The sequence below is a fragment of the Streptomyces sp. NPDC026522 genome (genome assembly GCF_055567555.1).
The window spans coordinates 109,177-131,808 of record NZ_JBVHQF010000015.1; the positions used below are offsets into that span (position 1 = coordinate 109,177).

The window sequence follows — 22,632 nt, forward strand, 5'->3', positions numbered from 1 at the left end:
CCAGGCATCTTCCCCCGCAACGGATCCCAGGTCCCGCCGAGAGGCGCAGATGAGGCGCTTCGTCACCGAGGTGATCGCCCTCTGCGCCAAAGACAAGAGGGCGCAGGCCGACCTGCGCAACGGGCTGGGGCTGCCATACGAGCGTTGCCACCGTCTCCACCGTCACCTCGTACGGCTGGTGCCCGAGGAGGTGCAGCACCCGGCCGGCCGGCGCCCCTACTACACGGTGGCCGCGCTGATCGCGGCCCGATCCCGTTCCGCCCGAGAGCAGGAGGAGGCCAGGGCCGAGGAGTCGGCGGTGGAGGCGGCGCGGGAGCCGGCCGAGGCTGCCGCACCCGGCGAAGCGACAGCAGTGCCGCTGCAGGGCTCAGCCGGACGGGAGGATGCCGGTCGCACCCGCCGGGAGCGGGTCAACCTGGGAGCGTCACTGGGCGAAGCCGTCAACGCGGGCGTGATGAAACCCGACTCGGCGGAGTCGGAACTGCACTACATGGCGCGTGTGGGAAGCGAATCGCTGAACAGCCGGCTTCCGGCGCTGCTGCGCCAGTTCACCGGACGAGGGGTGTTCCTCGACTGGGCCGTGCTGCTGGATGACCTGTCGTGGTGGGACCGGCGTCAGGACCACATCGCCACGCACTGGTTGGAGAGTTACTTCCGTGTCCGCACGGCAGAGGAACGACGCACCCCTGACAGTCCCGCCGCACCCGGCCCCGCCCACGTGGGCGACGGGCTGGTCCGTGGGCACCACCACAACGACACCACTGAGGAGAACGAGTGAATTCCCTGTTCCTGGACCTGAACGTCATCCAGGCGGTTCCCGCGGCCAACCTGAACCGGGATGATCTCGGGTCACCGAAAACTGTCCGGTACGGCAACGCGAACCGGATCCGCGTCTCCAGCCAATCCTGGAAGCGCGTCGTTCGCCTGGGAGTGGAGCAGGACCTCGGCGAGAAGGCTGCCAGGACACGCATGGTCCCGATCAAGGTGAAGGAAGCCCTCGTACGATCGGGCTGGCCTGAGGACTTGGCCGCGTTCGCCGGCGCGCAGGTCGCCGCGAGCGCGGGCAAGAAAGGCCTGGGCACCGAGAATGCCGGACACACCTCCGTGCTGCTGTTCCTGCCCGAGGCCGGTATTGCCGACCTCACCGCTGTCTGCACCGAGTACCGCGCCGAACTCGAAGCGGGCCTGGGCAAAGCCAAGCCCGGGGTGCTGCTGCCGGCGGACCGAATCGAGGCCATCCTCAAGACCCGCACCGCCTCGATCAGTCTCCTGGGACGGATGCTGGCCGAGCTCCCCGGAGCCAACGTCGACGGAGCGGCACAGGTCGCGCATGCCTTCACCACCCATGCCAGTGAACCGCAGCGCGACTACTTCACAGCCGTCGACGACTGGCTGGGGGAGTCGGAGACGGGCAGTGGCCACCTGGACACCGCCGAATTCAGCGCCGGCGTCTTCTACCGGTTCGCCTCGGTGAACATCACCGATCTCCTGACCAACCTCGAAGGCGATGCCAAGGCCGCACGCACCGTCCTTGCCTCCTTCGCGGACCACTTCCTGATGTCTCTTCCGCAGGCGAAGAAGAACAGCACAGCTGCCCACACCATCCCCGATCTCGCCTACCTCGCGGTACGTTCGCACCGGCCCCTGTCGCTGGCCGCGGCATTCGAAACCCCGGTAGCCGCAGACCGCGCCGGCGGGTTCTCAGCCCCCTCCCGACAGGCCATGGCGCACTACGCCGGCCAAGTCCACCGGCTCACCGGAAACCGACACCGCGCCTTCCACGGTCACGCCGGAATCAGCACCGAGCCGTACGAGCAGCTGGGCAGCGCCCACAGCTCCTTCGCCGAACTCATCGACGCCGCCGTGGAAGCGGCCCTGCCCGAGGCAACCTCCGATGATCAGGGCGATGCCCAGTGACCGGTCTGCTGCTCCGGCTCGCCGGCCCGCTGCAGTCCTGGGGGGAGCGATCGGCCTTCACACCCGTGCGTGACACAGCCGGCTTCCCCACGCGATCCGGTGTGATCGGGATGTTCGCCGCTGCCCAGGGACTCGCACGCGGCGCATCCCTCAGCCAGTACGACGCCCTGGAGATCACTGTCCGTATCGACCGGCCCGGCGTCCTGCTGACCGACTACCACACCGTCGGAGGAGGCCTGCCCACCCATCTGACCGCAGCGACTAGCGGTGGAAAGAACAAAGGCGCAGCCGTCATCACCCGCCGCCAATACCTGGCCGACGCAGTGTTCGTCGCCGCGGTAGAAGGCCCCGGTGAACAGATCGGGGAACTCGCCGACGCCCTGCGCCACCCCCACTGGGCGCCTTACCTCGGCCGGCGCTCCTGTCCGCCCGATGAGCCTTTCCTGCTGCGATCCGACGTCAACGATCCGGTGGCCGAACTCCTCACTTCCGTTCCGCTGAGCCGGCCCCACACCGACGAGCTCTGCGGCCCGACGTCCACCTCACACCCGGACCACATCAGTGTCGACGTTTTGTGGGAGCACCCGCCCTCTGGCGCCTCCACACCCGCGATCCCCCTCACCGTCCAAGACCGTCCCCTCACCTTCGCCCAGCACGGCCGAAGCCACGGCAAACGCCGGGTGTACCGAACCACCGAGCAGCTGCCCGCCGGCCTGCTGCACCACGAGGAACGCACCTTGCACGAACGCCTGGTCGACTATGCCGCCCAGGACACAACAGCAGGCGCACGGTACCCGCAGAGCACGGAGCACACGGCATGACCTCAACCCCGCATCCGACTGCATTCCTCGCCCGCATCCGCCTCAACCCGCGCAACCGCGCCGTCGCACGAGACCTCCGAGACGCCACCCAAATGCACCGCACCCTGATGAGGCTCGTCCCCGACGACCTCGGTGACAGTCCCCGACTCCGCAGCGGCCTCCTCTACCGCATCGAGGCCACCTCCGACACCACCACCGTCCTCCTTCAGGCCACAGCTCCCCTGGACGACAAAGCCCTGCCCGCCGAATACGGCCACATCGAGATCAAAGACCTCTCAACGATGTTCGCCGCACTGCGCCCCGGCCTCGCCGTCCGCTACCGCATCACCGTCAACCCATCCCGGCGCGAACGCCTGCCCCTGGAACAGAAAAACCAACGGGGCAAAGTCATCCCCCTCTCCGGACCCGACGCGGACCAATGGTGGACACGCCGAGCCGAGGAAGCCGGCCTGCGACTCAAAACCCTGCTCCCCACCCCCGTTGAAGCCGCGCGCCGACGCGGCAACCCCACAGCCCCACTTCGGCACAACCTCATCCGATACGACGGCACCGCCACCGTCGCCGAGCCACTGGCCCTCACCAACGCCCTGCTCACCGGCATCGGCCGGGGCAAGCCCTACGGCGCGGGACTCCTGACCCTGGCCCCGGCAGCCACGTGACAGGGCAGGCACACCAGCGGGGCGGCCAGGCACGACGCCGGCTCGCCGCCCCAACCCTCGCCATGCTCCCGCGCATCGCCGACTCCCTGTCCTTCCTCTATCTGGACATGGTCCGCGTCGTACAAGACGACACCGGCGTCTGCGCACAGATCCGCGTCGACGACCAGCGCACCGACACCGTCTACATCCCCACCGCAGCCCTGACCTGCCTCCTCCTGGGCCCCGGAGTCTCAATCACCACGCGAGCCATGACCACACTCGCCCGCCACGGGACCAGCGTGATCGTCACAGGATCAGGCGGAGTACGCGCCTACGCCGCCGTGCTCCCCGACTCCCTCACCACCACCTGGCTCGAACACCAGGTCCACGCCTACTCCGACCCCCAGCGACGACTCGCAGTCGCCACACGCATGTACCAAATGCGTTTCGGCCAGGACTGCCCCCCAACACCAACCCTCGACATACTCAGAGGCATGGAGGGCCAACGCATGAAGGCCTTCTATCAACTACTGACCAAACAACACGGCATCGGGCGTTTCCGCCGCAACTACGACCCCAAGCAGTGGCACGATCAGGACCCCGTCAACCTCGCCCTGTCCGCAGCCAATACCTGCCTGTACGGCATCGTCCACGCCACACTTCTCGCCCTGGGCTGCTCACCAGCCCTGGGCTTCGTCCACACAGGAAAGCAACACTCTTTCGTCTACGACATCGCAGATCTATACAAAACTGACACCACGATCCCGATCGCATTCTCCCTCCATGACTCCACCGATCCGGAGCAAGAAGCACGCCGAAAATTCCGAGACGGCCTCCGGCTCCTGAAACTCCTGCCACGCATCGTCAAGGACATCCAGTCACTACTGGACCCTGGACCCGACCGCCCGAGCAAGACTGAAGAGGCAGCAGACAGGCAGGCCGTGAATCTGGTCCACCTCTGGGACCCGCACGCAGGCATCCTGCCGGCCGGACGCAACTACGGCAGTCAGGAGACCTGACGTGTCATCCATGGCCGTCATCGCCACCACTGCAGTTCCTGACCACCTCCGAGGCGCGCTCAGCCGGTGGACTACAGAAGTAGTTTCAGGAATCTTCGTCGGAACACTTTCAGCCCGAGTTCGTGACGAACTGTGGGTGGCCGTCTCCGAAACCGTTGGAGACGGCCAAGCTGTCCTCATCCATCCGGCCCCCAACGAACAGGGGTACACACTCCGCACAGCAGGCACAAGACGCCGCCTACCCGTGGACTTCGACGGCCTCACACTCATCCGGATGACTGGGATCACACCCACGCAGACAGCAATGAACTTGCAAAGCCCTTACTAACTACCAGGTCAGGAAGGTGCTCCCCGCCGACGCGGGGGTGAATCGGCGCCGGGTCCGCCGGCGCCCTCGTCACCGCCGTGCTCCCCGCCGACGCGGGGGTGAATCGAACTCCGCAGCAGCAGCGAGGGCCTCGGTGTCGTGCTCCCCGCCGACGCGGGGGTGAATCGGCGCCGTGGGTGCGGTTGATGAGCAAATCGGCGTGCTCCCCGCCGACGCGGGGGTGAATCAGTTTTCGGGCTCCCGAAAGGGGCGTGGCGACCGTGCTCCCCGCCGACGCGGGGGTGAATCGGGGGAGGAGCTCATGCAGGCCATTCGTGTTGAGTGCTCCCCGCCGACGCGGGGGTGAACCGGCGAAACCGCAGGCAGCCGCGTGGTGCGGCTCGTGCTCCCCGCCGACGCGGGGGTGAACCGTGCCAGTGGTGCAGGCCGATGTCCGCTTTGCGGTGCTCCCCGCCGACGCGGGGGTGAACCTACTGCCGACCCGCCCCCTGAACCTGCCGCACCGTGCACCCCGCCGACGCGGGGGTGAACCGCTGTCGGTGAGCTGCTCGAGCGGTAGGTTCTGGTGCTCCCCGCCGACGCGGGGGTGAACCGGCGGGGTATGAGGCGACCCGCACGATCAGGCAGTGCTCCCCGCCGACGCGGGGGTGAACCGGCGCCGTCCGGCAGCAGGTTGGCGGGGAGGCCGTGCTTCCCGCCGACGCGGGGGTGGACCTTGCTCAATCCCCGAGCCGATCTCGGCGGCCTCGTGCTCCGCGCCGGCGCGGGGGTGGACCGACGTATCCGGCGTCGCCCCAACGCTGAGCGTGCTCCCCGCCGATGCCAGGGTGGGACCGGACCGGTCGTCCCCGCCCACGCGTGGGTGGTTCGAGGCCCGGTACTTCCTCGCTCACGATGGCGAGGTGCTCCCTGCCGAGGTGGGCGTGGTTCGCAGCGGCCGCCGAAGGCGACTGCGTCAGCTGCTGTCGTCTTCGGCGGCCTGCGCGCTGGACGAGCGGGTGCCTGGCGGAGGTGCAGCGGCTTTACGAAGACTGGGGGTACGAAGCGATCGGCACCGTTCAGCCCTCCCCGGATTCGCCGGTACTCGTCGCGATGATCAGGCAAGCGCAGCTCTAGGTTTGCTGGAAGCCCCCGCTGGTCCGGCCGAGCCGGGGCGGGGGCTACGACGTGAGGTGCTCGGGTCAGATGCGTACGCCGAACATCCGGAGCGTGGCCTTGCAGAGCTGCACCATGAGCTTAAGGGGCCAGACGATGCACAGATTGATCATCAGGCTGACGAGGCCGAACATGGTTCCTCCTTCCCTTGGGAGCGTGGCCTACTCGCAGCCGACGCCGTCGCCGTCACGGTCCAAGTGGCGGCCGTAGCCCGGATCGCCCCTGTGAACAGGGGCGGCGCCGGCTGCTCGCGCGGCCGTGCAGTTCTTGTAGTACACGCTGCCTCCGCCGGAGCCACCGGAGCCGCTTCCTCCGCCGGAGCCGCCGGTGGTCGAGGTCGAGCCGCCTGTGGACGAGTTGTCGGAGTCGTCGTCGTTGGGGGCCGGCGCCGGCTTGGGGTGCAGCTCGGTGTGCTGCGACGAGGGGCACGCAGTGCCGGGGGCGGCGAGCTGCAGGTAGGCAGTCGTGGTCTTGGGAGTCCGGAGTTCTTGGTTTTCGGCGGGCTCCTGGAAGCAGACCGCCCAATCGTCCACGGTGCCGGGAAGGGTGACGTCGGTGTACGCGCTCTGCGGCTCGATCTTCTGGAGCCCGATCGGCTCGAGTGCTTCGAACGCCTTGGCGAAGGTCTGTCCGACAACCTTGGGCATCTTCGGATACGGGATCGGTTCGCCGTCGTTGGCCGGGCACGGGACCTCGTGGCGGACCACGCCGAAGTCGAGCGTCGGCAGCTTGCCGATCTGCTTGGCTGCCGTGGTCTGAAAACACACCTTCCAGTTGCCGTCGTCCCATTGGCTTGTGTTGGTGTCAGCAGCGTCATGCGAGGTCGCGTTGTAGCCAGCGGTTGAGGCCGCCTTTTTTGCTGCCTTGAGGCTCTGGCCGACGAAGCTAGGAGGGGCGGACGGGCTCGGGCGCGGGCTGGTGCTCGGTGCACTGGCGAGCGCCTGCGGCTTGGCGTCGGTCTCCGTCTTCTTCGGCGGGTCGGACAGTAGCGGGACCAGGAACCAGATGCCGGACAGGACGGTCGCGACGATCTTTTTCGTTTGGCTCCATCGGCTTGTCCAGGCGAGTGCGATACCCACCGGCGGCAGGAAGAACAGCGTTGTGATGATCAAGGCGGGATGCTGCCACCAGCGTCGGGGAGGCGCGGGCGTGGGCGAGTAGGCGTGCGGCGGCGGGTACACGAGTCTCCTGGTCCTGAGCACTACTTGAAACCGCAAACAGTACACACATAGTTAAAGATCCTCACCGACTGTTGCTTGGGCGCTGAGACCGCGAAACCCTGGCTGTGCCTCGGTGGGTGTCTCGGACAGGAACCTGCGGGCTGTGACGGCGGCGTTGATGGGCCGTGGTGGGGCGCGCTTCATGGCCTTTCATGTCGTGAATCCGGTCCGTTGGGCCGGACCGCGGATCGCCCGGTGCGTGGGCAGCGGCAGGCTCGCCCTGGTCGCCGCCGACGTTCGACCGGGCGATGCGGCAGATCCTCGACTGTGAGGGTTTTCCTCGACGATCAGCGCAAGCAGATCGACGTGTGGAGGACGCCTTCGGAGCCTGCCCGCTCCCGGCGTCGGACCGCTCGCCGGTCACCGGTGCGCGCTCCACGCTCGCAGAGGGCAAGGGAAAGTTACCGCTGTACAAGCAGGTCCCACGCGGTTCGTGGTTCACGCAGCCCTCTGTCTTCGGCGCCTCGCCAAGAAGGGCAAGGGCTGCCTCAACGACGACGGCATCGGAAACGGGCCCCGCCGTCAGCCTGAGCTGAAAGGAGGGCGGCTGTGGGGCATGCGGTCGAGGCCAGCACCCAGGAGGGCGCGGCACAAGTGTGCCAGCTGCTCGCGGACGGGACCGGTGAGCTCGGCGCAGAAGTCGGCGCGGCCCTGGGCCTGGAGGATCTGGGCACACACGGTCAGCAGGCCGATACTTGCCTCAGGCCCGTCCATTATCCGACCGCACGCCAGACCTACCCGGGCCTGGGCTGGAAGCCGAAGGTCACCATCGTCGAGGGGTGACCCGATACGTGAAGTGGCTCCAGGACACCCCGGCTGCCGCCCCGGAATGGCTTGAGTGGTGGGCTCCGGAAGTCTTTCGGGGGTTGACGTAGAAGTGGTGCTGCGTGAGGGCTGCCCCTGGGGCGAAGGAGGGGCCGCTGAAAGGCGTGTGGACAGATAATCTTCGCGCAGATAGTCTTCTCGAAGAGAATCTTCGACCAGGAGGCCACTGATGTGGACGTACGAGCACAGCACCGAGACCGAATCCGCACCCGAGGCGATCTGGCGTCTGTGGGCTGACGTCGAGAATTGGGGAGTCTGGAACACCGACATCGCGAGCATCCAGATCAGCGGCCCGTTCGCGGCGGGCGCTGAGATCGTGATGACGCCAGCCGGCCAAGACCCGGTGCACCTGATCGTCGCCGAGGCGACCGTCGACAAGCTGTTTGTGGACGAGGCCCGGTTCGACGGGCTGCTCCTTCGCACCATTCACCGGCTCGACCAGGGCGAGCGAGGCCGCACTCGAGTGACGTACCGGATGGAGATCACCGGCACCGGAGCCGACCAGCTCGGCCCGCGGATCGGTCCGGCCGTCACTGCGGACTGGCCCGAGACCATGGCCGCCCTGGTCAAGCTGGCACAGGACTGATGGCCCTCAGCCCCGGCGACAGCCCCGGATTCCTGCTCTGGCACGCCACGCTGCGTTGGCAGCGCGAAATTGCCGCGACCCTCGGCCCAATGGACCTCACCCACGTCCAGTTCGTTCTGCTTGCCTGCACCTGGTGGCTGAACACGCACGGCGAACACCCCAACCAGCAGGCCCTGGCCCGCCAGGCCGGCACCGACGTCAAGATGACCTCGCAGGTCCTGCGCGCCCTGGAGGCCAAGGGTTTGATCGAGCGCGAGGTCGACCCCGCCGACACCCGCGCCAAACGGCTGCGTGTCACCAGTGCCGGAGCCGAGCTGGCTCCGCGCGCGATCGCCGCCGTCGAGAACGTCGACGCACGCTTCTTCCAGCCGGTGGCGCACGACGACGCCGTAACCATGCTCAGCCGCCTGGCCCACCCCGAATCCTGAAGCCACCAACTCAACTTGCGGCCGGCCGGAACGCCTCCTCCCAGCAGGGGCCACCTCCGCCAACCAATCATGATCACGGCACTGATCTCGGCGTGGTCATTAGCCCTCCAACGCCGATACTTCCTAGTCTTCGGAGTTGGAATCGGTCGTACGGCCACGTTCGACTTTCAGTCGCTTCAGTCCCTGATCGCCGTGTCGTAGCGCCGTGAACTGGCCGGATGCCAGCGACAAAAGATCGAGGGCAGCATCTAATGGTGGGCACCAGACGCGGATCTGGGACTTCGGTTCCGACGGAGCTCACCCAATGAGGAGGACCTTGTGGCACCGGGGTGTGACGCCCGGCCAGGAAGAGCGTGGCCGGGGAAGGGGAGCGCGCCTATCGGTGTGGCCGGCGGCAGCGGTTCGTCACGGCGAAGCCGTCTGCAGGCTGGGGAGGTGGGTCAGAGGCGGAACAGTACTCCGCGCCACGTCCATCCCGCGTCGAGGACGGTCTGACGGAGCGGGTTCTTGATCTGGCTGGTTTCGAAGCGGACGGTCTGGACTCTGCGCTCTCGCCCCTCGGATCCCTTCTGTTTCTCGTAGACCCAGTACACCGCGTTTGCCGGGCCGCTGGCGCGCTGACCGCGGGTGTGCTCGGCGAACGAGCCCCCCCACTGTTCGTCGAGGGCCCGCACTTCTCGAAAGAGCCAAATGTCTTCGCGAGCAGAGCATCCGGACCCAGTAGGCGATGGCCGCGGCAACCAGCGGGCACGGCCGCCGTCAGGCGGCCGGCGCCGACATCGTCGGGGCCGCCGAGCGCGCCCGGCTCAACGAACGTTGGCCGAGCGGCACGGCATCGACGCCGTCCGGTGCCTGGCATGGGCCGAGACGTGACGTTTCTGGATCAAGGGTGAGTGGCCGTTCGCTTGGCGCCTGGCACTGAGTACGGTCTGCTCATGCACAACTTCGGGCTGAGGCAACGGGGTCACGTACTACTCATAGCCGGGGATGCGGCGACGAGGCGCCGCAGCGTGCAGGTGGCGCCGAGCGCAAACCTGGCGGCGCTGGGGATGGTCGAGGCGCCGGTGTTGTTGAACAGCGATGTCCCGTGTGACACAACGTACTTGGACGGGGCGCGAGATCCGAACGCGGTGCTGACGCGGCTTCGTACGGCCGCCGCTACGCCTGGCCCGCTGATGGTGTATCTCTCGGGCAGGCTGACGGTTGACCGGCGGGGTGGCCGTCTGCATCTGGCACTGGCTGGGACGACTGCTGGCTCGGTTCGCTACACCGCGTTGCCGTGGGGGTGGCTGGGGACGGAGCTTCGGGGGCGGCCCGCCGGACTGACGACGGTGCTGCTCGATCTCGTGGCGGACAAGGCTGCGTGGCCGTTGCTGCAGGAGTACGGCAGTTTGCCCGCGGCTCCGGCCGTGGAGGTGTACGGAGTGGTTGCCCCGTCTGGCTGGAGCGGCAGTGGCAACGTCGTGAGCTGTTACACCCGCGCCTGGATTGACCAGCTTCGCGCCAGCCCCACGCGGCCCTCGAACCTCCAGCTGCATGCTCTCGCGGCTGGCGCGGCCGCCCTGCCGCCTGGTTGCATCGTGCTACCGAGCGCCCTGGAACTTGGCACTAATGGGCCGGCGCCGTTGCCAGAGGCTCCCTTTGGCAGGTCGGGGCCGGACGAGGGCAGACCGCTTCGTACGGTCGTGACGCCTGCATCGACGCCTGGCCAGGGCGGGGCTGGCGCCTGGCAGGCGATGCCCCAAGGCCAGCATGCGTTGGTTCGTGGCCCTCATCCTTCCGAGCTCCTGCCGGTCGAGGCGGCCGTGCGCCTTCCCGCCGACGGCCTGCCTGTGGACGCGCAGCCTCAGCTGCCAGACCGGGCACTTCAGCACAAGGCCCTTCCCGCACAGGATCCGCGCCCGCATATCCACAGCCTCGCCACCAGCGGGCGGGACCTTGAGGCAGCCGCACTCGCACGGGCCTGGGAGCAGCACGTCCTGCAGACCTGCGGGACCACCTCGCTGGAAGCGATCGCATGGGTGGAAATTCGGGCTGACCTGGCCCGTATGGCAGGTGACTTCGAGCTCGCGACCCAGCTGTGGACCCGTGCCGCCATGACCCGCATGACCCGCCAGGCCGCAGACGCGCCAGCCGTACACGCAGCGGCCGCCGGCCCTGTACTGCTGGACACAGCTCAAGGACCGCAACGCGGCACTCGGCACCGGTCCGGACCTGGTCCGCCTGCTGCGCTCCTTGCCGTCCCTTGACGCCCGGCATCTGCAGCTGACCCAACAGCGCCTTCAGTTCCTGCACCGCGAACCGAGTCACCACTGAACTCGTGGTGGAGGCACCACTGCGGGGGCCTTTGCTTATCAGATGGCAGCGGGCAGTACTCCGTCAATGCGCTCGCCGATGTCTCCTTCCTGAAAATGTGCGCCATGCTTCCGTCGGTCCTGGCCCGGATCGGCCGCCTGTCCTGGCAGACCGATCGGCAGGCGGTTCGGCTCCTCATCGCGTGCGAGCTCGTCACGGGCGTATCCGCAGCAGTGCTGCTGACCGCCACCGCCCGCGCGATGGGGCCCATACTCACCGCCGGCAGTGCGGCCGCCCGTCTGCAAGGAGCGCTGCCCGCGCTGCTCGTGATCGCGCTCGCCGCCTTCATGACCGTGAGGTAGTCCGGCGGGTCCGTGTCGGCTGCCGCCGGCATCACCGATCCTGCGCTGACCATCCACGCCGCGACGATCACCCCTGCCGCCCTCCGCCACGACCCATGCCGACGTATGGTGCCCTGCATTTCCGCCCCTTTATGTCCTTGCGCTGCAACCTCGCGCTGACCCGCCTCACCACACCGTCCATCCGGCCCAGCACCTGACCTTCCGTGAGCTCCAGGGACGGTCGAGCGGAAACAGGGAGATCCGGGACTTCGTCGATTGCGGTCGCCAGTGGCAGCCACTGGAGAGCTCTAGCGTCGGCCAGGCATTTTGCCGAACACGGCTCGCTCACGAGCCACATGTCCTCCCCAGTTGCAGACCAGCACGTACACCCTCACCCGCTCTGGACCATAGGCTGATGCAAGAACACCTCTCGGAGGTCACACGGGGGATCGGCTGACCGCAGTCCTGATGACGTGTTCTCCGCCTGGTCTGCCCGACGCGTTCGGGGAGCACCAGGCCCGTAATTCAACTTCCCAGGATGGCTTTCGCGCGTCCGATGATCTCCAGGAGGAGGAGCGTGGGTACCAGCCAATTGGTAATCGTCTGACTGGTGGTGTGCATTTGAGGCGGCTCCTCGGGGATGGGGGGCTTGTCCGCTGGTGCGTTGAGCATGTCCGTGGTCCTGTTCTGGCGGTATGCGTTGTGAGGAGGCGGGCCGGGCCCCGGCGCGGGCAGGCGCCGGGGCATTCGCGACGCTTCAGCGGCTGGTGATGATCAGAAGCGGGTCGGGGCGGCCAGCGAGATGAGGGGTGAGCAAAGGTGGCACTGTCAGGCCTGACGGTGGCGTCCAGAGCGTGTTGGGCCGAGCGATACTCGGTTCAGGCTCGGGAACGGGTTCAGCCGCGGACTCGGGTTGCGGGTTGGTGGCGAGGACCAGGGCGAGGAACAGGCCGGTGGAACGGTTGCTGAGGGTTTCCGCAGCTGCCACGAGGCGGTGTAGCTCAGTAGCGGGGAGGGACAGGGCGACGGAGGAGGCCTGCCCGGCCAAGGGCAGGGAGATCGCGACGCAGACTTCCTTTTCGCTGTATTCGAGGACATCGAAGTGGGCGCTCTGCGGGCCGTACTGGTCGATGGTGTCGATCAGCCGTTTGGCGTCGGTGATGGTCCTGGGAGTCAGGGGTTTGGGCCGATGGCGGGAGAGAAGGTCTGCACGTTCGGCGGGGGTCAGCTGGGAGAGCAGGCTCTTGCCGACCGCGCTGGCGTGCGGGGTCTCCTTGAAGTCAACGGTCACGGTGACCTGTGGCGCTTGAGGCCCCCAGGCGCTGTGGGGGATGGCGATCTCCCCATCTGTGTAGGTCGAGAGGTAGATCGCCGCACCGGTGTCGTCGCGCAGCTGGCCCAGGACGCTCTGCATGACGGAGTTGCCGCTTGCGATTTCGGCCAGGAGAGGGCCGGGGCCGTAGGTACCTGCGTCCAGGGGGCGGCTCAGGCTGTTGTCGGCCAGCCAGGACAGAAGCTCGACCGCTCCGCGGGGGGTGATCCCTGCGGCTTGTGCGACTGCCGGGACGTCGGCGGATTTGGTCTCGCGGAGAAGCTGGAGGACGTCCAGGATCCGGAGAGCATCCTCCCATTCCGCAGGAGTGTGATCGGTGGGGTCGAATGCTTTGCCGGCCAGGGCCGGTGGAGGTGTCCACATCTTCGGGCCCTTCGGGGGGCGAACCTCGCCGGAGCAGGTAGCGGCCGAAGGCCCAGCGCCTACTGCGCCTGCCGTCATCTCCGGCTCAGTTAGGTGGTCAGCCCCTGCCCTGACTGGTTGGGGCGTGTTCTGTGTGTGAGGTTCCTGGCAGCTGTCTGATGTTTCTGCCGGCCCGGTGAGCGCCAGCAGAGCCGCGGCCAGGCGCGGGGTGGCCAGCACGATGTCCCCCAGCTCCTCGTGCTCGTGGCGCTCGACGAATAGGGCGGCCTGTTCCAGATTTTGGCGCAGCAGTGTGGAGGGCGAGGGAAGGTCGCGCCAGCCGGGCCCGGCCGGTCCTTCTGGCCTGGGACGCAGCGCCGAGGTGAGCCGGTCGCGCCACAGCTGTTCATCACGGATCTCGGCACGCCGTTTGTGGTCGAGCATCAACAGGTAGGCAGCCTCGGGTTCACCCGCGCCAGCAGCGAACTCCCACCAGAAGGAAGCGGCTTCATCGCGGACCAAGTGAAGAAGACAGCCGAAAGCCAGTGCTCCGGTGACCGTCAGACCCCGATCTTGGGCGAGCAGAGCGATGTCCTGGCCGGCCTGGGGGTCGAGGATGAGATCCTGGCACAGTGCGTCCAGCTCTCGTCCCGCGTCCTCACCGGCTGTGACCCCGGAGTGCTCGGCCGCAGGGCGCCGACAGGCAGCGGACGCCATCAGCCGGCCATAGGCGGCCGCCACGTTGTAGCGCACTGGTGAGTCGGGTTCGCTCTGGCTGGCGGCGTCCAGAGACCAGGAAGACCAGGACATGTGCGCCTGGCTCATCACTTCCGCCTCCATCCTGTGCCCAGACGCCGCGTCAGCCGGGCCTTGGCCCGTTTGAGATTCATCCGCGCCGATTCCTCCTTGATTTCCATCAGCTCGGCGATCTCCTCGACCGGCACGCCCAGCACATCCAGCATCAGCGCTTCCTGTTGGCGGTCGGGGAGATCCTTGATCTCGTCCTGGAGGCTCATCAGGTCGATGACTTCCTCTCCGGGATCCCCCGCGGGATACCGGTCGAGTTCCGCCCGCAGCCGTTCGTCGTCGACTGGGCCGATGCGGCTGCTTTTGCGATGCAGGTCGGCGATCCGGTGCTTGAGCACCTTCCATCCGTACCCGGACGGGTACTCCATCGCCATCACCCTCGGCCAGATCCGAACGACCACCTCGAACATGCTGTGCACGGCGTCCTCGGCATCAAACCGGCTGGGGAGCTTGGCGTCGGCGTACTGGAGGAACTTCTCCGCGTACTTCTCGTGGTAGCGGCGAAATCCCGCTTCCTGCTCAGGGGTCCAGTGCCCGGGCGCGTCCGGCAGCCGCGGCATCGGTACCGGGGGTACCGGCATGCCGCTGATCACCCGCGGCATGCCGGCGGTGCCGGGCGCGGGCTGGGGCAGTAGACGGCCCCATGCGTCGTGCGTCGCGCCGGCCGGGTCACCGTGCTCGGCGGTGCCCACGTCGCTCACCGGCCCACCCCGCAAATACCGCATCCCCGCAGCCGGGTGCTGGCGCGGGTCGCTATGCGGCCGCGGGCGGGCTGACCGATCGGTTCGGGGCCGGCGGATGTCACCGGTGGCGCGCCTGCGACGACCGGCAGCGCAGCGTGCAGCTGCACGTGTCCTCCTAGGAAGATCAAGCACCGTACTTCCTTTCACGGCACTGGAGGCGGGTGCCTCTATGAAGGACAGCGCTTGGGAGGCCGCGTATGGGTACAGCTGCGCCCAAAAAAAATTTGAACGCGCAAATATAGAGAGAGATCGATCAGGAATCGATCAGATGAGGTGCCTGATCATCAGGCAAAGGCACGAGGGCGCCCCATGGTGGTGTCGGTGCCCTCGCGCCTTCCGTGCCCCGGTTCCTACCGATGACGGTGGTCGGCTTGGTGGGTGGAGCCGACGTGTTCACCGGTGGCCGGATCGGGAGCGGTGACCGTCATCGTCACCTTGAACTCGAAGGCGCCTTCGCGCGGGCCGTCGGTCCGGGCCCAGGCAAGGGTATGGATCTCCAGACCGGGAGCCTGGCGCGCGACAGCGGTCGGCGGCCTGGAGGGCGTCAGCGGGGGTGTCACCGGTGCAGACGATCGCGCCGAACGCGGACACCTCGACGTCACTGGTCTCCACGTCGCCGAAGGAGATGCCTCGGACCAGGCGGGTGGCTTGGTAGAAGGTGCGGACGAGGTCCTGGCTGAAGGACGGCCCACGCAGTATCTGCGGAACGAAGGCGGGTTCGGCGGGGGAGACGGGGGCGGGGAGGGCTCGGTTGGTGTCGGTCATGTCCGGGACCGTACGGTCGCCGCGCCCGCGCACGTGGCTGCACAGTGAGGCCGAGGTCGTCGACACCACGCACCTCACGTCCTCCCAGGCTGCCCTGCAGATCGTGGAGGCCGTCAAGAGTTGAGGTCCTCCCGTCGATCATTGCTACTGGTTACACAAAGGCTGCTGAATGAGCATTTGTGACAAGGGGAGTGCCTCACTGGTGACAACCGGGCTGCTTCGGCGGTTCCTATTCGCCATGTCATCTGGCTTTGCCGGTGCCAACTGCTCGGCTTGGGCTCAGTTCATGAGCCGAAGCACGGTAGTTGCCACATAGGCAGACTTGTTGTGCCGTCGCCGGGTTGGTGGGAGTTGTAGCCCGCTGAGCGCTGACGCTGGTTGGGGCGGGAGGGGATTGTCGGTGGCTGGTGGCAAGATCGCCGGCATGGGTTTCATACGTACTACGCCGCCGCGGCCTGTCGAGGTGACTGCGGTCTTCCCCGAGCTGGTTCCGCTGGCGCGACCTGCCATCCGGCTGCATCCGCGTCCGGGGTCGCCTTCGGTCAGGGATAGCTCGGTCGGCGGGCCGTTGCTGTGGCCGGCAGGGGAGCCGTGGCCGCACTGCGAAGACGCGCACCATCACGTGGACACTGGATTCCGCCGGTCACCGACTGCAGTGCGGCTTGAGAGGCTCCTGCAGCTTCGGCGGCGCCCGGATGTTGAGTCCACGCTTACGCCCGGGGAGGAAGCACTCAAGCGACGCGATGCCGCGCAGCTCGCGGAACGGCTGGCCGCCGGCCCTCTCCGGCCCGCTGAATGCCCGGTGCCGATGTTGCCCGTGGCTCAGCTGTTCCTGCGGGATATACCCCTGTTGCGGCCGCCTGGGCAGGCCGATGTGCTTCAGATTCTGTGGTGCCCGTACGAGCACGAACCCGATTACAAGCCGGCGACCGCATTGTTCTGGCGGTCGGCTGGGGAGGTCGGCGACGTCCTCGTCACACCACCGGAACCGTACGAGGCGGACTATCCGGGCTACGTGCCCGAACCGTGCTTGCTGGCTCCGGAAGCGATCACCGAGTACCCCAACAGCCTGGATCTGAGCCCGGAACTGCGGCTGATGCTTGAGGATTGGAGCAGGTGGCAGGCAGCCGGTGCCGACGTGGACAGCTCCTACGCGAAGTATCCGGGTGACTTCTATTCCACGCATCTGGGTAACGCACCTGGCTGGAAGGTCGGCGGCTGGCCCCCGTGGGGCCGCACCGACCCGTACCCCCGGTACTGCGCTGTGTGCGAGGTGCAGATGGTCCCGCTACTGACGATCGCTTCCTGGGAGTGGGACGGCGGCGACGGCCACAGCTGGGCGCCGCAGGAAGACCAGGCCGCGGCCGTCGCCCCCTACTACGCGGGCCAGGCTTCCTCGCAGCCGACGAGGGTGGAAGTGGGCAGCACGGACAACATGCAGGTCTACGTCTGCACTGCCTCCCCCGAACATCCACACACTGACCTGATTCAGTGAACTGTCGGGCCCGCTGCACACCCTTTCCGTAGCAGGGGACTGCTGCTGAGTCAGGGCAGGGTTCCGAGGGGATCTCACCCGAGCGGGCGCTGTGAATCCCGCAGAAACGGGCCTGCACCTGCCTGTTGACGGTGCTGCCTGCGCAGGGCGGACCAAGCTGGTCTCGTGGTGCCCGCGTTTACGTGGGGCACGTTGCGGTGGCTGCGGTCGTCGAGTCGAGGCAGCCGGTCCTGAGGAGCCTGGCCCCCGAGAACTCCTCGGAGACTAGCCGTCACGAAGGGCGCTTCCCGACCGGTTGGGGCGCGGTAGGTTCCGCGAGGTTTCCGCCTTGCTCGCGTGGTCTTCTTGGCAGCCGCGCTGAGGGCAGGGCGAGCTCAGGCCGTGGACGACCTGGACCGCCTTGTGGACGCCGACGAGGACATCACGGTGCAGATCGCCGCGGCATACGCCGCCCGCCTCAAGGAGCTCAGCGGCAGCTGACTCAGCCAAACACAGGCAGCAGGGCCAGGTTAGTGGTCTACCAGCCTGGCCTCCCTTCCGGCTGAGGGTGCCGTGGAAGACCTAGGCGCGCTTGGAGTAGCGGGTCGTGTCGGCCCTGTGAGTCAGCCGGTAAATGGTCCGTTCGACCTCGTTGCGGCGCTTGTAGAGCTCACTGTCGAAGCTGGTGGGGCTACCGTCCTCGCAGCTGCCGGCATTTGCAGTCAACGCCCCACGCTCGGCCGCCGGAGGCTGGCCCTCGTCACGCGATCCGGGAGCGGTACGAAGCTGCCGCCCCGGACCCGGGACGGCAGCCTCCACCGGCAGGCCACGCGCCAACGCGGTCACTGCCCGAATCTCTGGTCCTACGGTTGCAGCCGGTAGCAGTCAGAGGGATCGATGGCTGCCTCGGCAACCAGCTCCGCCAGCCTCTCCCTTCCTGCCCCAGATCTCAACCCACTCTGAACGCCCGTGAGCCAAAACCGCACGACGGGCCGCCCCGCCAGCCGGACGCCGGGGGCGCGAGCACAGAGGCCTCCGGGAACGCCCCTGAACCAATCCGAGCAGGAAGAACAGCCTGGCGAAGTACGCCCCGGCGCCCTGCCACGCTCCTGTAGCGTCCCGTCCGGGAAGCGCCAACTTCCCTTCCTTTAGAACCACTTGCAGCCGAACCGTCGCTTGTGCGCGCACTGGGGACCGCACTCCACACTCCGCACTGAGTAAAAGGGATCTTCCGACATGTCCACGAACGGACTCGTATCCTCGCCCGGCGAAGGGGCCGCCTCCGGCCACCGAGGATCCGAGCAGCGCCACCTGCCCCTGCCATACGTCGCGGGCCTGGTCTCGTTCCCCGTGCTGGGGACGGTGCTGGCTCTAGCGGGCCTGCCGCGGTCCGAGATCGTCCCCCTTCTGGCGTCCTGCACGGCACTCGGCGTCGCGGCGATGCTCGTCCTCGGCGGAGGCCGCCGGCTCGCAGTGGGGCTGGCCTCGGCCGTCCTGCGCATCACCCAGTAGGGCGGGACGGTGGGACGCCCCGAGAAGCCAGTGGACTGGACCGACCCGATCCGCGCCGCCTTGGCCGTGCTGTTACGGGGAGCCCGCGGCCAAGCGCGTCTGACCTACGCACAGCTCGCGCTCCGCACCAGCAGCTCAGCTGCCACCCTGAAGCGCGCCGCCTCCGGCAAGGCGACCTCGGCGACCGTCACAGAGTTCCTCACCGCCTGCGGAGCCACGCAGGAGGAGGTGGCGATGGCGGCGCGCCTGGCCGAGGCGGCCCATGGACAGCCGCGCGACGTCCCGGCCAGCACTGTGATCGAGCCGGCCGGGGTCTTCACCGAACGGGAACTCAACAGCGCGCTGGTGTCACTTCACCGGAACGCCGGCCGCCCGCCCTACCGGCAGGTGCAGCGCAAGGGTGGCAGCGAGTGGCTCGCTCTGAGCAGCATCTGGGCCATCCTCCGAAAGCAGCGGCTGCCGGCCAGCCCGGGGCAGATGGCCGCCTTCCTGCGGGGCTGCGATGTCGCGGAAGAACAGCAGGGATCGTGGCTGGCCGCGTGGGACCGGGCGAAGCGGCCACACGCCATGCCCGGCGCCCTTTGCCTGTCCGGCTCCCCGAGCAGCCATGGCCCGTCGGGGCGGTACGCAGCAGCCTGCCTCCCGCGTGTCACGAGGCGCGGGACGAAGATGCATCGCGAGCGCTCAGCCCCCGTTGCCGTACCCGTGTGGTGGGAGGCTGCCCGGTGGGCCAGTGACCTCATGGGGCTGGTCGACGCCGCGGACGGCATCGACACCCGCTCGCTCGCCCGCAAGGCAGGGCTGTCGCTGGACTCCACCACGCGGCTCCTGGAGTGGCTCCGTCGGCAACAGCTGGTTACCACGTTCGCGGGCGCCCATTTCCCCGGACCGGCTCTGGAACCGCTGACCCGCCCCGGACCGCTCCTGGGCCACGCCCTCGCCCGGCTGCGCGACGAGGTGGGCGCCGCGGTGTACCTCAGCAGCTACACGGACGGGGACGTCCAGATCCGGGCGTACTCGTCCAGCGAGTCCGCGCCGCCGGCGGAGGAGTGGGTCCCCTTCAGCGCTGCGGCTCACGCGAGCGCGGTCGGGAAGAGCCTCCTTGCCCAACTCGATGGCGCCGCCCGGATGGACCACCTCACCCGCCACCCCCCTGTCAGGCTCACCGAACGCACCATCACCGACCCGCTCAAGCTCTTCGAGAACCTCGACCAGGGCGGCCCACACGGGGCCCAGTTCAGCCTGCTCGAGTACTCCCCGGGCGCGGTCTGCGTCGCCGTCCCCCTCGGCCTACCCGGCCAGGTCAGCGGCCTAGCCCTCTCTCTCCCGGTCCACCAGTACCCCCGCCTCCTCACCGCCGCCCAACGCCTACCCGACCTCGCCCCCACCCTCCTCTTGGCAGGCCTCCTCGATGACCGTCCCGAACCGACCACCGCCACCCGCCGCTCGCCGGAGCCCCTCGTGGCTTAGACACATAGGCCCACCAGCTTCGACAGGGTGCTTTACAAGCGCCGCAACGAAGTCGAACGGACCCGTCGCCACCCGCTACAACACGCGCGCCTAAATCTTCCACCGCACCCTCACCGCAGCAGACTCTGGCTCCGCGAATGATCCTCCGGACAGAACATAGAGGCCAGCCCGCAGCAGGGGGAGTCGTCCGGGTACGCGTTGTTACGCCACCGGCACTTCCTGCCACGCGGCGACGGCAGATGTGCACGACTTCGGGTTCTGGCTCACTTTCCGTGGAGTGGTTACGGAGAGTCAAATCTTCGGTGCCATGCGATGCCTGTCGGGATGGGCACGAAGCTGGAGTGAGGTGAGCTCCAGGGCCCGGTTGTCGCATCCGGCGCTCATGTGGTTGAGCCAGCGTTCGTACCAGTCGAGGAAGTCGGTGGCGGAAAAGACATTGGGGCCCCAGAACCCGTCGCTGTTGCCGATGAGGACGCGGCCGGTGAGGGGACCGGTCACCGCGATGACGCATACGTCGGTGCAACCCATTTCGATGACGTGGAGGAAGAGGTCGCGTCCGTGACCCCCGAGTTCTGCGTCGTCGAATCCGCGAGGTGTCCCCGGTTCCTCACGCGGGTTCATGACCAGCAGGGAACACCGCTCCAGCGGCATGAGGCCGTAAAACGGCGCCGCGCCTGAACCGCCAATGTGCGTGAGGAACTGCCGGTAGGCGTCGGGCAGGGCGATGTCGTGCTCGGCCTCGAACGCAGCGACGCGTGCTTCTGCCAGCTTCGGACCGAGGCGGAATTTGTGTTGCTCTTCTCCGAAGGAGTGGCTATGCAGTGGTTGGAACGGGATCGCGGCCAGCTTGCGACGCAGGCGGAGTATGCGGGGATCCATGGTGCATCTTCTCTCGTCCCCGTCACCCTATGGGTGACTGTGGTCAGCTGGCCAGAAGGACTCTCTTCCTCAGGAGAGCGAAGCCGGCCCGGCCGAACATCTGGCGTTTGAGCATCTTGATCCGGTTGACGTGTCCTTCGACGACGCCGGAGTTCCAAGGCAGGGTGAGCCCGGCAATGACGGCATCGCGGTCACGTTCGATGCCTGCGGCCAGGGTATGGAGGCTGGGGAGGTCGTCACGCCGGACGGCGTCGAGCCACTGGGGAAGCCGTTCGCCCTGGCGCTCGGTGAGCATCTAGGCGAAGGACCGGACGTGAGTGGTGAGGGCGTTGAGTTCGGGACAGTGGACCAAGACTGCCTTGAGCCGAAGGTGGTCGATCCCAGGGAGGGTCTCGGGGCGCCGGAGGATCCAGCCGGCGACGACGCGGGGTGACGGTGGCCGAGCTGTGATCGGGTTGGGAGAGGTCCGCTTCTCCCGGAAGTAGGCGCGAACGCGCTGGGGGGTAGGGCTTGAACGCGTCCAGCTTGGACGGCCGGCCCTGCTACTGCCCGCGGAAGAGGCCCCTCCGGGGTGGCTGCGTCGGCCAAGAGTTTGACGGTACGCGAGGTCATGCGGAGTTGGCGGCCAATCGCCCTCCGACTGAGTCCGGCGGTCAGCAGTTCGTGGACAGCAGCGTGGTTGGCTCGGATTCGGTCGGCGAAGCGGTGTCCCCTTGGCCAGGGCGAGCCGGACGGGTCTTCGAACTTCTCCAGCTCGGGGGCAGGCTGGACTGGATCTGGCGCCAGCACCCGCCGGCATCCGCGGTGGTCTGCGACACAACGCTCGGCGGCTTCGCTCAGGTTGTGCAGAGATGCCACCTATCCGCCACTTGCACCGCCTGGAGCGCCCCGGCGGCGGCGCCTTCTGCGAAGAACGGTGCCCGATCGCGGCAGACCACCTCCACCCCTGGCCGCTTCGCGAGCCAAGCAGCCAGGCTGGAGGCTTCCCGGTCGGGCAGCAGGTCCACCGGGCGTCGGCTTTCGACGTCGACCAGGACGGTCCCGTAGTGGCGGCCTTTGCGGGTCGCGTACTCATCGACGCCGACGACACGCGGGGCAGGAACTTCCGGGTCGGGCAAGGATTCGACCAGCGGAAGCACCGTGCTGCGGCTAACGGACAAGCCAAAGACTCTCGCTATGCGGGCCCCCGCCCGACCGGCGAGCGCGAGGCCGACCGCAGCCAGCGTCGACCGCAGGCGCTCGGTCCGCCGGCCGTACCGACGGGTCAGCCCCGGCATCTGCTCGACGAAGGTCCGCCGCCGGCATGAGATGACCGGGCAGAGGAACCTGCGGACCCGCAGGCATAGCACAACCCGTCTGCCACCGCTGGGCACATCAGCGGGAAACCGCAGGTAAGAGCTGTGAATCCGCCGCGACCAGCTTCCACAGCCAGGGCAATCGGACCCGGTCACCGTCCTCTGGGCCTCGATGGCCGCGGCCGGGCGGTGAAGGAGCCGCGCGGGTTACGTACCGCTTCGTCGGTCACGTCGACCGACAGCATAGCCACGTCCGAGATCGACGGAAACAGTAACTCCTCCAGCCGGAGCACTACTTCTTCCACGGGCCGAGCTGTCAGCCACACCGCACTGGGGACGAATCATTTTCAGGCACCTTCCCGAGGCCATGCCCGCCCGACAAACGTCACTCCGAGTCATGATTTACGGAAAGTGAGCCAGAACCCCTTTCAGTGAACAG

At 67.7% G+C, this 22,632-nt stretch carries 19 protein-coding genes and 3 pseudogenes; 14 read left to right on the forward strand and 8 right to left on the reverse strand.

Annotated elements, in window-relative coordinates:
- Window positions 1-49: 49 nt before the first annotated feature.
- The 6 genes from casB (at window position 50) to cas2e (ending at window position 4,723) form a co-directional block, all read left to right on the forward strand.
- Complete coding sequence (gene casB / locus ACZ4M3_RS31755; protein ID WP_467738502.1) at window positions 50-778, forward strand: type I-E CRISPR-associated protein Cse2/CasB; 729 nt, start codon at window positions 50-52, stop codon at window positions 776-778.
- A complete protein-coding gene (gene cas7e / locus ACZ4M3_RS31760) occupies window positions 775-1,917 on the forward strand; it encodes a type I-E CRISPR-associated protein Cas7/Cse4/CasC (protein WP_467738504.1) in 1,143 nt (380 codons plus the stop codon). The genes casB and cas7e overlap by 4 nt, the downstream gene beginning before the upstream one ends.
- On the forward strand, window positions 1,914-2,738 hold the full coding sequence (cas5e, locus tag ACZ4M3_RS31765; RefSeq protein ID WP_467738506.1) for a type I-E CRISPR-associated protein Cas5/CasD: 825 nt from the start codon (window positions 1,914-1,916) through the stop codon (window positions 2,736-2,738). Before cas7e ends, cas5e begins: the two co-directional genes overlap by 4 nt.
- Entirely contained in the window at window positions 2,735-3,397 is a 663-nt protein-coding gene (gene cas6e, locus ACZ4M3_RS31770) for a type I-E CRISPR-associated protein Cas6/Cse3/CasE (RefSeq protein ID WP_467738508.1), read from the forward strand. The genes cas5e and cas6e overlap by 4 nt, the downstream gene beginning before the upstream one ends.
- Window positions 3,398-3,459: 62 nt before the next feature.
- A complete protein-coding gene (gene cas1e / locus ACZ4M3_RS31775; protein WP_467738510.1) occupies window positions 3,460-4,395 on the forward strand; it encodes a type I-E CRISPR-associated endonuclease Cas1e in 936 nt (311 codons plus the stop codon).
- A gap of 1 nt (window position 4,396) precedes the next feature.
- On the forward strand, window positions 4,397-4,723 hold the full coding sequence (gene cas2e, locus ACZ4M3_RS31780; RefSeq protein WP_467738512.1) for a type I-E CRISPR-associated endoribonuclease Cas2e: 327 nt from the start codon (window positions 4,397-4,399) through the stop codon (window positions 4,721-4,723).
- Between the two features lie 1,316 nt (window positions 4,724-6,039).
- Here cas2e and ACZ4M3_RS31785 read toward each other — a convergent pair.
- The gene (locus ACZ4M3_RS31785; RefSeq protein WP_467738514.1) at window positions 6,040-6,990 is read right to left on the reverse strand and encodes an excalibur calcium-binding domain-containing protein; all 951 of its coding nucleotides are present in this window, start codon (window positions 6,988-6,990) and stop codon (window positions 6,040-6,042) included.
- Between the two features lie 657 nt (window positions 6,991-7,647).
- On the opposite strand from ACZ4M3_RS31785, the gene ACZ4M3_RS31790 reads away from it, so the two are divergent.
- The 4 genes and pseudogenes from ACZ4M3_RS31790 to ACZ4M3_RS31805 all read left to right on the forward strand — a co-directional run.
- A complete protein-coding gene (locus ACZ4M3_RS31790; protein ID WP_467738516.1) occupies window positions 7,648-7,881 on the forward strand; it encodes a hypothetical protein in 234 nt (77 codons plus the stop codon).
- Window positions 7,882-8,092: 211 nt separating this feature from the next.
- Complete coding sequence (locus ACZ4M3_RS31795; protein WP_467738518.1) at window positions 8,093-8,509, forward strand: SRPBCC family protein; 417 nt, start codon at window positions 8,093-8,095, stop codon at window positions 8,507-8,509.
- A gap of 89 nt (window positions 8,510-8,598) precedes the next feature.
- Window positions 8,599-8,937: a MarR family winged helix-turn-helix transcriptional regulator gene (locus ACZ4M3_RS31800; protein WP_467738520.1), complete on the forward strand. Its 339-nt coding sequence runs from the start codon at window positions 8,599-8,601 to the stop codon at window positions 8,935-8,937.
- Between the two features lie 2,411 nt (window positions 8,938-11,348).
- Window positions 11,349-11,576: pseudogene (locus tag ACZ4M3_RS31805) on the forward strand (ABC transporter ATP-binding protein); the annotation flags it as partial.
- 754 nt (window positions 11,577-12,330) lie between these two features.
- On the opposite strand, the gene ACZ4M3_RS31810 reads toward ACZ4M3_RS31805, so the two are convergent.
- The 3 genes from ACZ4M3_RS31810 to ACZ4M3_RS31820 form a co-directional block, all read right to left on the reverse strand.
- Window positions 12,331-14,073, reverse strand: coding sequence for an IclR family transcriptional regulator domain-containing protein (locus ACZ4M3_RS31810; protein WP_467738522.1), 1,743 nt, complete (start codon window positions 14,071-14,073; stop codon window positions 12,331-12,333).
- Window positions 14,073-14,756, reverse strand: a complete 684-nt coding sequence (locus ACZ4M3_RS31815; protein WP_467738524.1) for an RNA polymerase sigma factor — start codon at window positions 14,754-14,756, stop codon at window positions 14,073-14,075. Before ACZ4M3_RS31815 ends, ACZ4M3_RS31810 begins: the two co-directional genes overlap by 1 nt.
- A 392-nt stretch (window positions 14,757-15,148) precedes the next feature.
- A complete protein-coding gene (locus tag ACZ4M3_RS31820) occupies window positions 15,149-15,358 on the reverse strand; it encodes a hypothetical protein (RefSeq protein ID WP_467738526.1) in 210 nt (69 codons plus the stop codon).
- Between the two features lie 233 nt (window positions 15,359-15,591).
- Here ACZ4M3_RS31820 and ACZ4M3_RS31825 point away from each other — a divergent pair.
- Window positions 15,592-15,687 (forward strand): annotated as a pseudogene (locus ACZ4M3_RS31825) (ATP-binding protein); the annotation flags it as partial.
- A 300-nt stretch (window positions 15,688-15,987) separates the two neighbouring features.
- Window positions 15,988-17,058 carry a hypothetical protein gene (locus tag ACZ4M3_RS31830; protein ID WP_467738623.1) on the forward strand — a complete coding sequence of 357 codons (1,071 nt, stop codon included), beginning with the start codon at window positions 15,988-15,990 and terminating at the stop codon, window positions 17,056-17,058.
- A gap of 561 nt (window positions 17,059-17,619) precedes the next feature.
- Here ACZ4M3_RS31830 and ACZ4M3_RS31835 read toward each other — a convergent pair.
- Window positions 17,620-17,733, reverse strand: a pseudogene (locus tag ACZ4M3_RS31835) (IS5/IS1182 family transposase); the annotation flags it as partial.
- Window positions 17,734-18,273: 540 nt separating this feature from the next.
- On the opposite strand from ACZ4M3_RS31835, the gene ACZ4M3_RS31840 reads away from it, so the two are divergent.
- Entirely contained in the window at window positions 18,274-18,549 is a 276-nt protein-coding gene (locus tag ACZ4M3_RS31840; protein ID WP_467738528.1) for a hypothetical protein, read from the forward strand.
- Window positions 18,550-18,558: 9 nt separating this feature from the next.
- The gene (locus ACZ4M3_RS31845) at window positions 18,559-20,019 is read left to right on the forward strand and encodes an IclR family transcriptional regulator domain-containing protein (RefSeq protein ID WP_467738530.1); all 1,461 of its coding nucleotides are present in this window, start codon (window positions 18,559-18,561) and stop codon (window positions 20,017-20,019) included.
- A 291-nt stretch (window positions 20,020-20,310) separates the two neighbouring features.
- Here the strand turns inward: ACZ4M3_RS31845 and ACZ4M3_RS31850 are convergent, their stop codons facing one another.
- The 3 genes from ACZ4M3_RS31850 to ACZ4M3_RS31860 all read right to left on the reverse strand — a co-directional run bounded on the left by ACZ4M3_RS31850 (window position 20,311) and on the right by ACZ4M3_RS31860 (window position 22,349).
- Window positions 20,311-20,898, reverse strand: a complete 588-nt coding sequence (locus tag ACZ4M3_RS31850; RefSeq protein ID WP_467738532.1) for an SMI1/KNR4 family protein — start codon at window positions 20,896-20,898, stop codon at window positions 20,311-20,313.
- Window positions 20,899-20,941: 43 nt separating this feature from the next.
- Entirely contained in the window at window positions 20,942-21,193 is a 252-nt protein-coding gene (locus tag ACZ4M3_RS31855; protein ID WP_467738535.1) for a transposase, read from the reverse strand.
- Window positions 21,194-21,734: 541 nt separating this feature from the next.
- Complete coding sequence (locus tag ACZ4M3_RS31860) at window positions 21,735-22,349, reverse strand: ISL3 family transposase (protein WP_467738537.1); 615 nt, start codon at window positions 22,347-22,349, stop codon at window positions 21,735-21,737.
- Window positions 22,350-22,632 lie beyond the last annotated feature (283 nt).

Excerpts from the sequence above, each read along its gene's own strand:
- casB (WP_467738502.1), top strand. The coding sequence starts at position 50 with ATGAGGCGCTTCGTCACCGAGGTGATCGCCCTCTGCGCCAAAGACAAG.
- cas6e (WP_467738508.1), top strand. The coding sequence starts at position 2,735 with ATGACCTCAACCCCGCATCCGACTGCATTCCTCGCCCGCATCCGCCTC.
- cas1e (WP_467738510.1), top strand. The coding sequence starts at position 3,460 with ATGCTCCCGCGCATCGCCGACTCCCTGTCCTTCCTCTATCTGGACATG.
- ACZ4M3_RS31795 (WP_467738518.1), top strand. The coding sequence starts at position 8,093 with ATGTGGACGTACGAGCACAGCACCGAGACCGAATCCGCACCCGAGGCG.
- ACZ4M3_RS31800 (WP_467738520.1), top strand. The coding sequence starts at position 8,599 with ATGGACCTCACCCACGTCCAGTTCGTTCTGCTTGCCTGCACCTGGTGG.
- ACZ4M3_RS31810 (WP_467738522.1), bottom strand. The coding sequence starts at position 14,073 with ATGAGCCAGGCGCACATGTCCTGGTCTTCCTGGTCTCTGGACGCCGCC.
- ACZ4M3_RS31830 (WP_467738623.1), top strand. The coding sequence starts at position 15,988 with ATGGGTTTCATACGTACTACGCCGCCGCGGCCTGTCGAGGTGACTGCG.
- ACZ4M3_RS31840 (WP_467738528.1), top strand. The coding sequence starts at position 18,274 with ATGTCCACGAACGGACTCGTATCCTCGCCCGGCGAAGGGGCCGCCTCC.
- ACZ4M3_RS31850 (WP_467738532.1), bottom strand. The coding sequence starts at position 20,898 with ATGGATCCCCGCATACTCCGCCTGCGTCGCAAGCTGGCCGCGATCCCG.
- ACZ4M3_RS31855 (WP_467738535.1), bottom strand. The coding sequence starts at position 21,193 with ATGCTCACCGAGCGCCAGGGCGAACGGCTTCCCCAGTGGCTCGACGCC.